Raw genomic sequence first — 14,780 nt, 5'->3', positions numbered from 1 at the left:
ACCTCGTGCGGAGATTCTTGCTCCGCCTATTTTCTCGTGCCGTGTGTATGGCGTTCTTGCAGGTGGTCACCCGGGCGAACGCGCGGAGCCAGGGCGGTCGGCCATGGCGTGTCCGGCCCGGTTACGGCATGGCGTTGGCCCGAGGGCGTGCAATGCATAAACGCACCTTTGGGAGAACGGTCAGATGAGCGATACACATACCGGCACCTGCTTCTGCGGCGCCGTCGGCATCGAGGTCACCGGGGCGCCCGAGGCGATGGGCTACTGCCACTGCGAGTCCTGCCGCGCGTGGTCCGCCGGGCCGGTCAATGCATTCACCTTGTGGAAGCCGGAGAACGTCAAGGTCACCCAGGGCGCGGAGTTGGTGGGGCATTACCAGAAAACCGCGAACAGCGACCGGCAGTTCTGCACGCGCTGTGGCGGCCACCTGATGACCCATCACCCGCCGTTCGGGCTGACCGACGTCTATGCCGCCATCATCCCGACGGTGGCGTTCGCGCCGGCCGTGCACGTGAATTACGCGGAGACGGTGCTGCCGATGAAGGATGGGCTGCCCAAGCTCAAGGATTTTCCATCCGAACTGGGCGGGTCGGGAGTGGCGCTGCCCGAGTAGCGCCGGCAGGACGCGGCAGGGTTCGCACGAAACGAGGCCCGCTCGCAGGCGGGCCTCGTTTCATCTGTATGCAGCTTCTGCATCCAGCTGCGGTTGCCCCTTCGTCCTTGCGGACGAAGGCAATCGATCAGGACTTCATCAGGACTTCGATTTGAGTTCGACCACCGGCGAGAAGCCGCCGTAAATCAGCCGCATCCCATCGAAAGGCATGGGGTTGGTTTCGGGCTTCATCCGCGGGTCCTCCATTACCTTCTTCATTCCGACATCGCGCGTGCTCTTGTCCGGCCACTCGATCCAGGAGAACACCACCGACTCGTCGTCCTTCGCTTTCACGGCGCGTCGGAAGTCGGTTTGTTTTCCTTCCGGAACATCGTCGCCCCAGCATTCCAGGACGCGGGTGGCGCCGTATTCCATGAAAACAGAATCGCCCTGTCTGGCGTGATCGATGAACTTCTGCTTGTTGGCGCTCGGTACTGCCAATACGAAACCGTCGACGTAGGACATGCCTGCCTCCCATGCAAGAGTGAGCATCAAAAGATGCACCGTTCGCGGTTAATGCACGGTCAGAGCGTCGCGAAGAAGAAGTCAGGTGGGCGTGGGCCATTCGATGAACGCGCCAATGCCGAATCTGGAATCAACACCGTGTGACGGCGCCCGGCCTAACCGCCTGTTAAAAATTGCACCGTTACGTTCTTGGATTCGCGGAGTGATGAATGGAAACGAACGAACTGCATCGCGGGCGTCTGATCGACCATGTGCAATTGGTGGTGCGCGACCTCACCGCCAGCCAGGCGTTCTACTCAGCCGTATTCGACGTGCTGGAGGTGCCCATGGGCGGGACGGGCGATGGCTACTTCTGGGCGGACGAGCTGTTTGTCTCCACGGCCGACAACGAGGCGGCGCAAGGCGAATTGACAGGACGGCACCATCTGGCATTCCAGGCACGCGACCGTGCGATGGTCGAGGCGTTCCACAAGGCCGCCATCGCCAACGGCGGCCGCGACAACGGCGGCCCTGGCGAGCGGTCGTACCATCCGGGCTATTACGCCGCATTCGTAATGGATCCGGACGGCAACAATATCGAGGCCGTGTTTCACGGCGAAGCCAGGCGCAGCGCGCCTTCGGTGAAGGTGGCGTTCTGATGCCCGGCGGGGTTGGCCGCCTTCGCGCCGGTGGGCTGAAACCCGCCCTGCGTGGGTTGCCTGGTTTTTTTGTTTGAGGTTGTGTCGATCCGGAGCTCCGCCGTTCGTCGCACTGGCAAGGAGCGCGGTTTTCTGCCCGGAAACCTCCGGCGACCGCGCGCCGCAACGACGATTCCGAGGAGAACACCATGCGCTTCCTTTCCATGATCCGTATCGAGGAAAACACCGGCCAGGTGCCGAGCGAGCGACTGATGGCCGACATGGGCAAGCTGATCGAGGAGATGACCCGGGCCGGCGTACTGCTCGACACCGCCGGGCTACGACCGACGTCCGACAGCACGCGCGTGCGGCTGCGCAACGGCAAGGTTTCCACGACCGATGGGCCGTTCACCGAGACCAAGGAAGTGATCGGCGGCTTCGCCCTGCTCGAAGCCGGGTCGAAGGAAGAGGCGATCGAGCACACCAAGCGGTTCCTGGCGATCCACGGCGACGAGTGGAACCTGGAGTGCGAGGTGCGCCAACTGGAGGAAGCGGGCGAGGGATGCGGCAAAGGTTGATGCCACGACCGTGCGGGTTGCCCGGGTCTGGCCTTCAGCCTTGCCCGGGCCAATCGCCTATGCGTCCAGCACGATCCTGTATCGCGCCTTGCCCGCGCGCAGGTGGTCCAGCGCATCGTTGACGCGGTTCATCGGGAAGTGCTCGGTCTGCGGCGCGATGCCGTGGCGCGCAGCGAAATCCAGCATCGCGTCGATGCTGCCGCGCGAGCCGGTCGGCGAGCCCGACACACTTTTCTGCCCGGAGATCAGGGTGAACGCGACGACCGGGATCGGCTCAAGCACCGCACCGACCACGTGCATGCGGCCTCCCGGAGCGAGCGCGGCCAGCAGCGCATTCCAGTCCAACGGCACGTTGACGGTATCGATGATCAGATCGAGCGTGCCGGCCAGCGCCTGGATCGCGGCGCTGTCGCGGCTGGACACGACACGGTGCGCGCCAAACGCGCGGGCCTCTTCGGCCTTCGAGTCGCTGGAGGTGAATGCGGTGACTTCGCACCCCCAGGCGCGACAGAACTTGAGCGCCATGTGACCCAGCCCGCCAATGCCGATGACGCCGACGCGGTCCGTGGGCCGGATGCCGAGATTTTCCAGTGGTGCGTATACCGTGATGCCGCCGCACAGCAGCGGTCCCACGTCGGCGAAGGGCAGGGCGTCGGGAATGGGCACGGCCCACACCCAGTCGCAGCGCACCTTGTCGGCGAATGCGCCATGGCGTCCGGTGATCGTTCCCAGCACCTCCTGGCACAGATGCTGGCGGCCGGCGATGCATTGCTCGCAATGCAGGCAGCTGTGGGCATTCCAGCCGATGCCGACGCGCTGGCCGATCGCCAGCCCCTTGGCCTGTGCGCCGAGCGCCACCACGCGACCGACGCCTTCGTGTCCGGGGACGAACGGGTAGACCGTCATGCCCCATTCGTTGTCGAGCATCGACAGGTCGGAATGGCAGATGCCGCAATGCTCGATGGCGATCTCGACTTCATCCGCGCCGAGCGCGCCGGGATCGTACTCGAAAGGTTCCAGTCTTTCGCCGACGGCGCGGGCCGCCCAAGCCTTGATCGTCGCCATGGAGGCATTCCGGATGGAGGCGTCGATGCTACGCGGGCGGTGTTGTCGCTTCGTGATCGGGGCAGGGCGGCGCCTGTGGGACGCCGAGCCTGCGGATTCCTGAAGCATGCCGAACGTGAGGACCTAGTCGCCGGATGGGGGCTCGCGCTTCCTGGAGAGCCTGTTCAACACCGGAATATCGTCGTCGCCGGCCTCCAAGGAAGTCGTTCTCGAACACGCGTGAAGCATGAAGGGCTGTGCGCCGCTCGCATAAACGAGGACGCTCGAATGCTGAAGCGGAACGAAGCCGTCACTGATGAAGTTAATGGAGTCCTCTGCGGTAGCCGAGACCACCTCTCCAGGCTTGAGGCTGCCTTTCCATGCTTGCAGCACCCTCAGCCTGGCCAGGCGAATATCGTTGCGACCGAAGCCGGATCCTGTGTAAATCTCTTCAACGTACGCCGAGAAGACTTCGCTCGCGGAGCCAAATGCCTGCCTTACTGGCGTGCGACCGCCGCATGACACCGCCATTGCCGGCGTGCAAACCACTGACAGAGACAAGGTCAGCAACAGAAGCGCCTTGAGCACAGTGGCCAACCGCTACTTCTGCATCGCCTTCACCGCGTCGAGCGTTTCTTTCACGTGCTGGTTGGGGTTGAGATCCGAGTAGACATGCGCGATCGATCCCGACGGCGAGATCACGTAGGACGTCCGACTGGACCATTCGGGCTTCATGGACAGGATGGCGTCGTACTGCTTGGCGATCTTCGCGCCAGGGTCTGCGGCGACCGGGAACTTGCCTCCGCAGTGCTCGGTTTCCTTCGAGAAATCGGCGAGTTCGTTGACGTTGCCTGCGGTGACGCCGATCACGGTGGCGTTGTGCGCCTTGAATTGCTCGACGGCCTCGGAGAACAGGTGCGCCTCGAGATTGCAGCCGGGCGTGTGGGCGGCGGGGAAGAAATACACCACCACGGGACCCTTCTTCAGCGCGTCTGCGAGTTTGAAGGTGAAAGGCTGGCCGGCGAGATAGGCCTGCGCGGTGAAATCCGGTGCCTTGGCGCCGGCTTTGAGCGCGGCAAGGCTCGGTGCGGCGAAGGCGACGGCGCCGAGGAAGGCGAAAGCGGCGAGCTTCGACAGGGCTTTCATGGGACGCTCCGGGGTGAAGGGAAAGCGGGAGATTACGCTTTTCTGTTCCATTCCAAACCTGCTGCGACTGGCGGGGCTTCCGGCACCCGCGGTGGCTGCAGTGTCAGGCGAACATGTTAAGTATCACTATCGCCCATCCTCCCCAAGGCATACGCTGCAACGAAAGTAAGCCGGGTTACCCAACCGGGGGAAGAAACGCTTGCAGGGCAGCCATTCTCTCCACTTGGCGCCTTTTGTTGCCATAGCTTGCGCTGCACGCCCGGGCCTGTTGAACTCTGCCCGCGGATGCCCCGTCCAGTGATCCCCCAAGGGCCGGCCGTAAGCGGGACTTACGTTTGGATTTTTGGGAAAGGCACAGGGAGGGCTTTCATGTTTTCGATGGCTTCGCGCATCCGCCGCGCACGGACAATGGCCGCACTCACGCAGACGGAGTTGGCGCGCAGGCTCGGCGTGCAGCGCAGCGCGGTGACGCAATGGGAGCGCGACCACGGGACCAGCCCGAGTGTCGGTCACCTGGCGCAGATCGCCTGCGAGACGAAGGTGAATTTCGAGTGGCTGGCCACCGGGCGGGGCGAGAGCGTGCCGGAGCCTGGCGCGTTCGATATGGCAGTGGTCGTGCAGGACTACGCCCGCGACGAACTGGAGAGCCGCGCGCTGATCGGATTGCGGCGCGTGGCGCCGCGCAAGCGCGAAGCGGTGGTCAAGGTGATCGAGCTCTTGTCGCTCTGAGCCTGCCGTCGAGGCGATGGCTATCCCCGCTGCTCGATCGCCTCCAGCACGCGAGTCACCACTCCCCCAAGATCCGGCGTCCAGCGCAGCACCACGACCAGGTCGTGCTCGCGATCGATGTAGATGTAATGGCCACCGAAGCCCGCGGCCCAGAACGCCGATTCCGGCGCGGCAGGTATCGCTTTGCGACCGGTGTTGAGCCACCACAGGTAGGCGTAGTCGGATTTCATCGGCGATGGCTGGATGGCGCGCGCGATCCAGTCCTTCGACAACAGGCGCCGGTTACCCCATTGACCGTTGCGCAGCATCAGCAGGCCGAAGCGCGCATGGTCGGTGGCGCTGATGAACATACCGCCACCGAAATGCCCGCCGCCGGACACCGACTGCATGTTGAGCCCGTCCACCAGCACCCAGGAATTGTCGTAGCCGTGCCAGCGCCAGGTGGAGGAAGCGCCGATCGGGTCCATGATTCGCGACTTCAACACCCGCGGCAGCGGCTCGCGCATGACGTTCATCAGGGCCAGGGCGAGCAGGTTCACGCGTACGTCGTTGTACTTGTAGTGCGTGCCGGGCGCATGCAGCGTGCGCTTGGAGGGATCGTCGCCTTCGGGGCGGTCGGCCCAGTCGTGCACGTCCCACAGCGTGCCGCTCCAGTCCGAAGTCTGCTGCAGCAGGTGCTTCCAGGTGATCGGCCCGTTGTGTTCGCCTTCGAACCACGGACCCGGCATGTACGGGGCGACGCGATCGTCGACGGAGGCGATCGCGCCGTCTTCGACGGCCAGGCCGGCCACCGTCGACAGGTAGCTCTTGGCCACGCTGAAGGTCATGTCGACGCGGTCGATGTCGCCCCATTCGGCCACGATGCGGCCGCCGCGCACGATCAGGCCGCTGCTTTTGTCGCGCGCCACCACTGGGCCCAGGATGCGGTAACCCGGTTCGCGCGTTGCGTAGTAGTCCAGCAGCGCCTGGCGCATGTCGGCCGGTTGCACTTCGGCCTTGCTCTTTGCGTAGTCGACGGCCGCGGCCAGCTTCCCCGGATCGAAACCGGCCTGCGCGGGTACCTGGCGGGCCCAGTTGTGGCGCGGCGGAACGTAGTCGGCGGCCCAGGCGGGCGTGCCGAGCAGCAGCACCGCGGCGACCATGGCGGTGCGGAGGAAGCGAAGCATCAAGCGTGTCTCCGGGGGTGTTTTTCGCGCAGCATAACGCCGTCATTCCCGCGAGGGCGGGAATCCACCCTGCAAGCGACAGTGAGACCGCGAGTGTCAGCGAAGGTCGGAGGGATGGATCCTCGCCTGCGCCGGGATGACGCTTTTGTTCTTCACGCCGAACCTGCCGCTTGATCGAGCAGTTCTACCAGCGCATCGATCAGCGGCTCCTGGCTGGCGAGGATCTTTCGACGGGCCTCGTCCAGCGCGAACCATTCGGCCCGATCCACCTCCGGAAACTCGGCCGGGCGTCCACTGTGCGGCGGCCATTCCAGCGTGAAGGAATTGCTGCGCAGTGCAGACACTTCGAAGTCGCTTTCCAACGCGAAGGCCTCGACCCATTTGCCGCCGCGCTGGCGAATGCGGGCCAGCGGCCGCAGTTCGCCGGCCGGCATCGTCCCCATCTCTTCCTCGAACTCGCGCCGCGCCGTCGCCTGCGGGTGCTCACCGGGCTCGACCAGGCCCTTGGGAATCGTCCAGGCGCCCTCGTCGCGACCGCGCCAGAAAGGCCCGCCCGGATGCGCGAGCAGCACCTGCACCGCGCGGTCGCGATGCCGGTAGAGCACGATGCCGGCGCTCGTCGCAGCCAAGGCGGATTCGCCGAACGACTTACACGTCCGGCATCGGCAGGCACTCCATGATCTCCACGCCATCGCCCGGGAAGATCGTGAAATGCGGGTGCTGATCGAAAAGCTTGGCCGCCGCTTCGTGGGAGTCCGCGCGGACGATCGTGTATGCGGTCATCTGGTTACGGATGTCGGCGATGCCGTCGGCGGAGACCCGCCTGGTCTTTCCCAGCGGAGCGCCGCCGTCGACGATCGCGGACCGATGTTTTTCCACCCAGGCCATCCAGGCTTCCTTGCCGGACTTCTCCTTGGCCGCGCGTTGCGTCGCATCCAGGGCTTTCCAGGCATCCATGCCCGATGGCGAACCGGTGTAGATGGCGAGGAAGGTCTTCATGGGGTCTCCCTTCATGCATGTCATGCGAGATGAGTCCCATGCTATCGACGCGGGCGTGAGTGCAACGCGCAAGGCAGCGTCGACCATGAGATCAGCGCTTCCGGAGCCATCGCGGCGTCGCGGATGGGGCCCGGCAAGCCCGATGTTGAGCGGTCCGCCACGGCGTACCGGTAGTATTCGGCTTCCGACATTCCCCTCGCATGCCGTGGACGAATCGACAACGCTGGAAAAAATGGATGGCTTCGCCGTCTGGCGGCCGGTTGGAACCCTCAATTTTCCGGAGGCGGTTCAGCTGGTGGCGCGGACGATCGCACAGGCCCGGGACGAGGGCATCGGCAAGCTGCTGATCGTCGGCACCCACGTCAGCGGGTTCGACCCGCCCTCCGTTGCCGAGCGGCACCAGATGGTGCGCGAGTGGGCGGATGTCGCGGAGGGGCGGGTCATCATGGCCATCGTGATGCCTGCTGCGTTCATCGATCCAGAGCGGTTCGGCGTGATCGCCGCCCGCAATTTTGGTTTCTCGATGAACGTGTTCGAATCGGAATCCGAAGCGATCAGTTGGCTTAAACAACCGTACTAGCTCCGATCGCCAAGGGAACGCCCGTCGATAATGGCTTGGACCAGGCGGCCACCCGCCGAGCCCGCGCGTGAGCACGCGCAGCTGAAGCCTCGACTGCCAGGACTCTCGGTGCTGGGGGGTTGCTTCGGGACCGACGAGCGTCATGTCGCGGCGATCATGGAGGCCTGCCTGCCGTTGTTCGGCAAGAGTGGCGGTGGAGCGGGCTGATCCGGTCCGAATGGAACCTACATTTGTGCAAGTGCGGGCTCGTCCGTACGCCAGGACACCAGCACTTCCTCGCGTCGGCAGATCGGATGCACTTTTTCTTCGAGCGAGTCGAGGACGATTTCGCCGTCGGCATTGGCGCAGCCGTAGAACGTCATTCCGATATCCAGCGATTCCAGCATCCCGGTCATGGCCGCGGAGGCCATAGCCGAGGACATCGATAGCGCGAGCAGAAAGGTGGCGAGTCGGTGTCCGTGCACGGGCGCGGGTTCTCGGGTTCGGTTAACAAGGTGAACGCGCCGTAGACCACGGATAGGACTCACCCGTACGGGTTAGGGCATGCGGGCACGAAGGCCGATTCCATGGCGCCGCTTCGATCGTAGATGCCGGTGACGGACGATGCGGGAGCTTTACGCGTTCAAAACGAAGCCGGGCCAGCTTCGGTGGAAGCTGGCCCGGCCGTGTCCGTTACCGCTATAGCCGCTTGAGCGGCACGATCTTCAGCACTTCCCCGGTAAAGCACCTCGATGCGGTTGGACACGTAGACGGGCCGATGATCAGACTCAACGCCAGCGCGGATGCATGACGCAAGCACGTACGCGTTGTCGTCATGCCAACGGGCGAAAGACGGTGGAGCGGACAGCGGGGCAGGGATGTTGTGCGCTGCCGGGCAAGGGCTGTAGCGCGAATGATAAAATTCGCCCCTCATTGCCGGCACGGATGCCACATCGACCTGGTCTGTCCTGGCCGGCCATGGATCAGACCGCACGCTGATGCACCGTGGGAGGTCTTCGCCCATGAACGGCCCGCAGAGCTATGACTTCGACCGTTTCCGCTTGCGGACGGCACAGCACGAGCTTCTGCGCGACGGCCAACCGGTGGCGCTCGAACCCAAGGCTTTCGCGCTGCTGTCGCAGTTGCTGGAGCACCGGGGCGAGCTGATGGGCCGCGACGCTTTGCTGGACATGGTGTGGGGCCATCGTTTCGTCACGCCGGGCGTGCTCAGCCGCTCGGTCGCGCAGTTGCGCAAGGCGCTGGGCGACGACAGTGAGCATCCGCGCTACATCCAGACGGTGCATGCGCTTGGCTACCGCTTCATCGCACCCGTGACCTGCAGCGACGAGACATCACCGCCGGCGATGGCGCAAGCGCCGATCGCGACGCGATCGAACGACCGTGACGAGATCGATGGTGACGAGGCGGTCACGCTGTCGCCTGCCGCGGCCGACGGCGTGACGGTTCCGGTCGCGGTGCTGCCTTTCGCCAACATGAGCGGCGACCCGGAGCAGGCCTATTTCAGCGACGGCATCACCGAGGACATCATCACCGAGTTATCGCGCTGGCGCTCGCTTGCCGTCCGTTCGCGCGCCGCGTCGTTCCGCTTTCGCGGCGTGGCGGTCGACGTGCAGCAGGTGGCGCGCGAGTTGCAGGTGCGCTTCATCGTCGAGGGCAGTGTCCGACGCATGGGCGATCGCGTCCGCATCACCGCGCAGCTGATCGATGCCGAAGCGGGCAGCCACGTCTGGGCGGAAAAGTACGACCGCGCACTGGCCGATGTCTTCACGGTGCAGGACGAAGTCGTGCACACGATCGTCAGCACGCTGGTAGGACGCGTGCGGGCCCGCGGCGAAGAGGGCACCCGGCGCCGACCACCCGCCAGCCTCGCCGCATACGAATGCGTGCTGAAGGGCAATGCATTGCCCTGGGACGATCCCGAGGCAGCGGCCGAGGCCGCCCAGCTGTTCGAGCAGGCGATCGCGCTCGATGCCCGCTACGCACTGGCCCATTCGCTGCTGGCGGGAATGCGTTACGGCGTGTGGTACGACGCACCGATCGGATGCGATGACGCGCTCGACGAAGGCCATGCGTTAGCCTTGCGGGCGCTGGAGCTGGATCCCAACGAAAGTACCTGTCATTCCCTCTACGCCCAGGTCTGCCACCTGCGGCGCGAGTTCGACCTGTGTTCGCTGCACATACGACGCGCGGTCGAGCTCAACCCGACCAACCAGTGGAATGCGGCCGACATGGGGATGATGCTGATCTACCTCGGGCAGGCCGATGAGGCATTGGCCTGGTTCCAGCGAGCAAGGGACATCGATCCTTACTTCAGTGTCCCGTGGTACTGGCGCGAGTACGGTCTGGCGTACTTGCTGCTGCATCGTTACGACGAGGCGGTGGCCATGTTCAACCATCTGCCGGGGCGCGCCTACCGCATCTGCGCGCTGAAGGCCGCCTGCCACGCATTGAGGGGAGACGAGGAACTGGCGAGGCTCCATGCCGGGCGATGCCTTGCAACGCGACCTGGGTTCTCCATCGCCCATTTCCTGGCGAAGACGCCATTTCGCAATCCGGAAGACGCAGCTCTCCTCGCCGAAGGCATGTCGCGGGCGGGGTTGCCGGACTGATGCGCGGCGCCACGTGCCCTGCGGTGACGCCTGTCGGGTGCTGCCGTTAATCTCTGCATCCGAGTACCCGATGTCCAACCCAACCGCGCGAGGCTTCCATGGCGAACACTCCCCGTAGCAAGGCCAGCGATTTCGACCCCGAGGTGCTGCGGCTTTTCGACCAGTACGTGCACGGCCACATCGATCGTCGCGGCTTTCTTGCCGGAGCGGCGCGTTTCGCGGTCGGCGCCACGGGAGCGGCAAGCCTGCTGGCGGCGTTGAGCCCGCAGTTCGCGGCCGCGCAGCAGGTCAAGGCCGATGACAAGCGTCTGTCGACCCGATACATGGAGTTTGCTTCGCCCAAGGGCTACGGCAAGGCACGCGGCTACCTGGCCAGGCCGGCGAAGGCCAGCGGCCCGTTACCCGTGGTGCTGGTGGTGCACGAGAACCGCGGCCTCAATCCGCACATCGAGGACATCACGCGCAGGCTGGCGCTGGAGAATTTCATCGCCTTCGCACCGGATGCGCTGTTTCCGCTGGGCGGGTATCCGGGAGACGAGGATGCGGCGCGCGCCCTTTTCCAGAAGCTCGACCAGGCCAGGACGCGCGAGGATTTCATCGCGGCCGCGGACATGCTGGACGACATCGATGGCGGCAATGGCCGGCTGGGCGTGATCGGCTTCTGCTACGGCGGTGGCATGGCCAATTTCCTGGCCACGCGCCTGCCCGACCTGGCCGCCGCGGCACCGTTCTACGGCAGTGCCGCGCCGCTGGAGGACGTGCCGAAGATCAAGGCCGAGATGCTGATCGTGCTGGCCGCGAACGACGAGCGCATCAATGGCGGGTGGCCGGCCTACGAGGCGGCGCTGAAGTCGGCGGGAGTGCGTTATTCGCTTTACCAGCCGGCCGACACGCAGCACGGCTTCAACAACGACACCACGCCGCGCTATGACGAGGATGCCGCGCGCGAGGCGTGGCGCCGGTCGCTGGAACTGTTCAACCGCACGCTGCGCAAGGAGAAGGGCAAGACGTGACATGGGCCAGGGCTGGCAACTTCGTTCGGGGTCGGCCACATTGGGCCGCCTTCCCGGTTTGATCACAGGTCTTCCATGACTCCCAATCCCGCGTATATCCAGGCCCTGCAGGACAGCGTCCGCGAAGCGCCTTACCCGCACCTGATCGGCATGAGGATCGCGGCGCTCGACTTCGACAGTTGCCGCATCGAACTGGACCTCGGCGAACGCCACCTTCAGCCTTTCGGCATCGTGCACGGCGGCGTACTGGCCACACTGATCGATACCGCCACGTTCTGGGCGGGTTTCATGCGCTTGCCCGAGGACGCCGGGTTGGTGAACGTCGATCTCAAGCTCAACTACCTGAAAGCGGTGACCCGAGGGCATCTGCGCGCGGAAGGCCGCTGCCTGCGCGCCGGCCGGCAGATCAGCTACACCGAGGCCAGCGTGCTGGACGAAGCCGGGGAACTCGTCGCGCACGGGACGTCGACGCTGATGGCGCTGCCAGGCAAGGGCCTGAAACTGGGGATCCCCAAGTTCCTGCCAGCGTAGGCGAGACGAGCGTCGAAAGGAACGGCGCAGCAGGCGCGCTGCTGCGCCGTTCCGATGAGCCCTCTTACCGGGGCTTCAATTCGTGCCGGAACACGAACTGCGCCACCTTCTGGCTCTGCCGCACGCCTATCTCGCACCCGGTGCGGAAATGGATGCCGCTGTACACGCGTGCCGAAGCTGAGTCGGCCGCCGCCTGCGACAGGCTCGTGTATGTGCGCGTCACGCTGGGCGGGAGGCCGGTCGCGGTGAAGGTGAAGGGCACCTCGTCGGTGTCGAAGAACTCACGCAGTATTTCGGTGCCGGCGCCGACCACGCTCGGCAGGCCGCACGGGTAGTCAGGGTAGGGAGGCGTGACGACATAGGGCGTCCAGTCCGGATCCGGCTCGGTATCCGGGTTGCCGTCGTCGGCCCAGTGGATCGCGGTATACGGTCGCCAGAAGTTGTTGCGGTACTTCACACCGAATGTCACGACGACCGCGTCGTGCACCGCGATGTTGGTCAGTGCAAACAGGCGCGCGCGCTCCCACAAGTCGAGATCGATCGGGCTTGCAGCGGCGCGCAGGACGGCGTTCCAGTTGCCGCCGCCGCCGGACCAGAAGCGTGCGATCAGGCTCTCTTCGGAATCCGGGGCAGCACTGCGGACCGCGTTGGAGCCCAGTTCCTTGACCTCGTCGTAGTCGGCTGTGTAGGTCTTGCCCTTGATGTTGAAGAAGTCGGTGCGGCCGGAGGCGAACTGCCTGCCGTTGCTGAGAGAGAACGTCTTGACGTCGCCCCACCCGCCGAACTGCGGGAAGGGTGCCGGCGGTGCCGGTGTCGGAGGCGTCGGCTGGTACACGCCCACGCCCGGGGCGAGCGTGTAAGGCACGTGCGGGGTTTCGGACCCGTCCAGGGTGCGCATGTCGAGGATGGCGTCCGCTGCCGCCGAGCCGGCGGCTTCGCCATCGGTGATGCAGGTCGGCGCCGCGACGGGGCAGGAAGGCAGGGTGAGGAGATAGTTGGAATACGCCAGATTGATGGCGGCGGCCTGACTGGCAGGCAGCGTGGCAAGCAGCACGTCGGCCGTCGCGCGCGCGACCGCGGCTTCCGGTGAGGCATTCGGATTGGCCGCACCGACCGACGTATACGTCCTGTAACGCGGGTCAATGGAATTCAGTGCATCGTGCACGGCGATCTGTGCGATCGCGAAGATGCGGAACTGCTGGGGCGGGCCGCCCGCCGAGCCGACCAGCTGGTTGGTGATGGCGTTCCAATCGGTAACCGCATCGGCGAGCGCCGGGCCGGGCAGTGCCAGCGCCACGGCGCCGGCCAGCAACCAGCGGCGGGATACGGAGCGGGGGATGTGCGCAGAGCGGACCTTCATTGGAGTACTCCTGGCAGTGTTTATCGCGCGCGGGCGCGACCGCGAAGCTCGCGGCATGAGCAACAAACGGAGCTCAACTGGTGCCTCGGTCAGCATTGCCAGGCGGGTGGGGTGATGCCCCGGCGCGATCGGCGCACGCAATTGCGCGGCAAACCGCGTTGAAATCGGCTTGTCGGGATGAAGGCGTCGTTCCGCTCAACTTCACCCGTCCCCCATGCAGGTGCAGGCTGCAGCGCCGATGGCCGCTCGATGCGAGGCGGGAGGTGCCCTGCGATTGAAGCCTGCTTCCGGCTACGTCTCGGTCGCAGGCTGGGGCTGGCTGCAGTCGTGCCGACTGCTGTCGTGCTGGCCGCTATCGTGCTGCTCGCGGACCGAGCCGAAGGCCTGCGCAGATTCGGCCGAACGCGGGTAGGCGCAGAGCAGCGAGAATTCGAGCCTCGAGCACAGTTTGTTCCACAGTCGCTCCAGTTCGATGGTGGCCTCGTGTTCGCCACGATGCCACAGCAGCGCGACCATTTCGCCGAACACCCGCACCCGGCGGCCGCCGGCATGCGCCTTCTCCACGAGTTGCGCGATGTTGCGGTTGAACGAGGCTTCATCGGGACGGCCATCCACCATCAGGCTCGCGAGCATGGTGTCCGCTTCGATGCAGATGAAGCTGCCGTCGTCCCGAAGCTCCTGGATATCGACAGGCGATGTTCCAAGGCGGTAGTCGAGCGAATAAAGGTGCGCCGATGTGGCAACTACGATCACCGCCTCGCCGCGGCGCAAGCCACCTGCCACGAATCCTTCCAGCGTGTCGAGAAAGACACTCTCGTTGTCGTAGACATGCAATGCATGACCGTTCGTGGATTCGAGCCCGGGGGCATCGCTGGATGCGGCACGGTGGGTCATGGTTTTCTGCGTTCCTCGATCGGACAATCTGGACCTGTGGAGTTGCCAGCGACGCGTGATGTCGTGAGCCGGGCCGGATATCGGACCCTGGACGTGCGATGTCCCGGACAAGGTGCCAGCACCCCATCCGGCCTAGTGCCGGGACCAGTATGCACTCCGATATCCGGCCGACACCTCGTCGCCCGACGGTTGCGCGGGGAAACGAGGATGCCCTCGTCTTCCACAGCCGTCCGGGGCGTGCACAGGAAACCCCCGAGCACGTCCGCGGTTTCGATGACTTCGATGGCGACCTCCTCCACTTCCGGTGCGGTGGTGTCGCGGGTGTCTGCACGGCTCATGCCGGAAACTATTGCCGGGTGTCGGTGATTTCGTAAAGAAACGTTGCGTGAAATCCGAA

General features: G+C 65.1%; 18 protein-coding genes. 8 read left to right on the top strand and 10 right to left on the bottom strand.

Annotated features, from left to right (window positions below; genetic code table 11):
- Positions 1 to 184 precede the first annotated feature (184 nt).
- The gene (locus J2X06_RS16110) at positions 185 to 613 is read left to right on the top strand and encodes a GFA family protein (protein ID WP_310064170.1); all 429 of its coding nucleotides are present in this window, start codon (positions 185 to 187) and stop codon (positions 611 to 613) included.
- A gap of 138 nt (positions 614 to 751) precedes the next feature.
- Here J2X06_RS16110 and J2X06_RS16105 read toward each other — a convergent pair whose 3' ends face one another.
- Complete coding sequence (locus J2X06_RS16105; protein WP_310064169.1) at positions 752 to 1,117, bottom strand: DUF1428 domain-containing protein; 366 nt, start codon at positions 1,115 to 1,117, stop codon at positions 752 to 754.
- A 209-nt stretch (positions 1,118 to 1,326) separates the two neighbouring features.
- Here J2X06_RS16105 and J2X06_RS16100 point away from each other — a divergent pair, with 209 nt between their 5' ends.
- Both J2X06_RS16100 and J2X06_RS16095 read left to right on the top strand, forming a co-directional pair.
- Positions 1,327 to 1,755: a VOC family protein gene (locus J2X06_RS16100; protein WP_310064168.1), complete on the top strand. Its 429-nt coding sequence runs from the start codon at positions 1,327 to 1,329 to the stop codon at positions 1,753 to 1,755.
- Between the two features lie 188 nt (positions 1,756 to 1,943).
- Complete coding sequence (locus J2X06_RS16095) at positions 1,944 to 2,312, top strand: YciI family protein (protein ID WP_310064166.1); 369 nt, start codon at positions 1,944 to 1,946, stop codon at positions 2,310 to 2,312.
- A gap of 57 nt (positions 2,313 to 2,369) precedes the next feature.
- Here the strand turns inward: J2X06_RS16095 and ahr are convergent, their stop codons facing one another.
- The 3 genes from ahr to J2X06_RS16080 all read right to left on the bottom strand — a co-directional run bounded on the left by ahr (position 2,370) and on the right by J2X06_RS16080 (position 4,502).
- Positions 2,370 to 3,377 (bottom strand): NADPH-dependent aldehyde reductase Ahr, encoded by a 1,008-nt coding sequence (gene ahr / locus J2X06_RS16090; RefSeq protein ID WP_310064164.1) that lies wholly within the window; start codon positions 3,375 to 3,377, stop codon positions 2,370 to 2,372.
- Positions 3,378 to 3,500: 123 nt separating this feature from the next.
- The gene (locus tag J2X06_RS16085; protein WP_310064162.1) at positions 3,501 to 3,953 is read right to left on the bottom strand and encodes a hypothetical protein; all 453 of its coding nucleotides are present in this window, start codon (positions 3,951 to 3,953) and stop codon (positions 3,501 to 3,503) included.
- A gap of 3 nt (positions 3,954 to 3,956) precedes the next feature.
- Entirely contained in the window at positions 3,957 to 4,502 is a 546-nt protein-coding gene (locus J2X06_RS16080; protein WP_310064161.1) for a peroxiredoxin, read from the bottom strand.
- 369 nt (positions 4,503 to 4,871) lie between these two features.
- Between J2X06_RS16080 and J2X06_RS16075 the strand changes: the two genes are divergently transcribed.
- Positions 4,872 to 5,231 carry a helix-turn-helix domain-containing protein gene (locus J2X06_RS16075; RefSeq protein ID WP_310064160.1) on the top strand — a complete coding sequence of 120 codons (360 nt, stop codon included), beginning with the start codon at positions 4,872 to 4,874 and terminating at the stop codon, positions 5,229 to 5,231.
- 20 nt (positions 5,232 to 5,251) lie between these two features.
- Here the strand turns inward: J2X06_RS16075 and J2X06_RS16070 are convergent, their stop codons facing one another.
- From J2X06_RS16070 to J2X06_RS16060, 3 genes are all read right to left on the bottom strand, one after another.
- Positions 5,252 to 6,397, bottom strand: coding sequence for a serine hydrolase domain-containing protein (locus tag J2X06_RS16070; RefSeq protein WP_310064159.1), 1,146 nt, complete (start codon positions 6,395 to 6,397; stop codon positions 5,252 to 5,254).
- 152 nt (positions 6,398 to 6,549) lie between these two features.
- A complete protein-coding gene (locus tag J2X06_RS16065) occupies positions 6,550 to 7,026 on the bottom strand; it encodes an NUDIX domain-containing protein (protein ID WP_310064158.1) in 477 nt (158 codons plus the stop codon).
- Between the two features lie 19 nt (positions 7,027 to 7,045).
- Positions 7,046 to 7,396 carry a hypothetical protein gene (locus J2X06_RS16060; RefSeq protein ID WP_310064156.1) on the bottom strand — a complete coding sequence of 117 codons (351 nt, stop codon included), beginning with the start codon at positions 7,394 to 7,396 and terminating at the stop codon, positions 7,046 to 7,048.
- Between the two features lie 205 nt (positions 7,397 to 7,601).
- On the opposite strand from J2X06_RS16060, the gene J2X06_RS16055 reads away from it, so the two are divergent.
- Positions 7,602 to 7,976 (top strand): hypothetical protein, encoded by a 375-nt coding sequence (locus tag J2X06_RS16055; RefSeq protein WP_310064155.1) that lies wholly within the window; start codon positions 7,602 to 7,604, stop codon positions 7,974 to 7,976.
- Between the two features lie 224 nt (positions 7,977 to 8,200).
- Here J2X06_RS16055 and J2X06_RS16050 read toward each other — a convergent pair whose 3' ends face one another.
- On the bottom strand, positions 8,201 to 8,371 hold the full coding sequence (locus J2X06_RS16050; protein WP_310064153.1) for a hypothetical protein: 171 nt from the start codon (positions 8,369 to 8,371) through the stop codon (positions 8,201 to 8,203).
- Between the two features lie 606 nt (positions 8,372 to 8,977).
- Here J2X06_RS16050 and J2X06_RS16045 point away from each other — a divergent pair.
- From J2X06_RS16045 to J2X06_RS16035, 3 genes are all read left to right on the top strand, one after another.
- Positions 8,978 to 10,585, top strand: coding sequence for a winged helix-turn-helix domain-containing tetratricopeptide repeat protein (locus J2X06_RS16045; protein WP_310064151.1), 1,608 nt, complete (start codon positions 8,978 to 8,980; stop codon positions 10,583 to 10,585).
- Positions 10,586 to 10,683: 98 nt separating this feature from the next.
- A complete protein-coding gene (locus J2X06_RS16040; protein ID WP_310064149.1) occupies positions 10,684 to 11,598 on the top strand; it encodes a dienelactone hydrolase family protein in 915 nt (304 codons plus the stop codon).
- 75 nt (positions 11,599 to 11,673) lie between these two features.
- Positions 11,674 to 12,129 carry a PaaI family thioesterase gene (locus J2X06_RS16035; RefSeq protein ID WP_310064147.1) on the top strand — a complete coding sequence of 152 codons (456 nt, stop codon included), beginning with the start codon at positions 11,674 to 11,676 and terminating at the stop codon, positions 12,127 to 12,129.
- Positions 12,130 to 12,193: 64 nt separating this feature from the next.
- On the opposite strand, the gene J2X06_RS16030 is transcribed toward J2X06_RS16035, so the two are convergent.
- Together J2X06_RS16030 and J2X06_RS16025 are read right to left on the bottom strand one after the other, a co-directional pair.
- Complete coding sequence (locus J2X06_RS16030; RefSeq protein ID WP_310064145.1) at positions 12,194 to 13,489, bottom strand: vanadium-dependent haloperoxidase; 1,296 nt, start codon at positions 13,487 to 13,489, stop codon at positions 12,194 to 12,196.
- A 291-nt stretch (positions 13,490 to 13,780) separates the two neighbouring features.
- Positions 13,781 to 14,383, bottom strand: a complete 603-nt coding sequence (locus tag J2X06_RS16025; RefSeq protein ID WP_310064143.1) for an MEDS domain-containing protein — start codon at positions 14,381 to 14,383, stop codon at positions 13,781 to 13,783.
- Between the last annotated feature and the right edge of the window lie 397 nt (positions 14,384 to 14,780).

Origin of the sequence: Lysobacter niastensis, assembly GCF_031457115.1 — a bacterium.
GTDB classification, from domain to species: Bacteria; Pseudomonadota; Gammaproteobacteria; order Xanthomonadales; family Xanthomonadaceae; genus Lysobacter_J; species Lysobacter_J niastensis_A.
The sequence above is the reverse complement of the archived record's forward strand: the minus strand, read 5'-3'. Positions and strand labels throughout refer to the sequence as shown.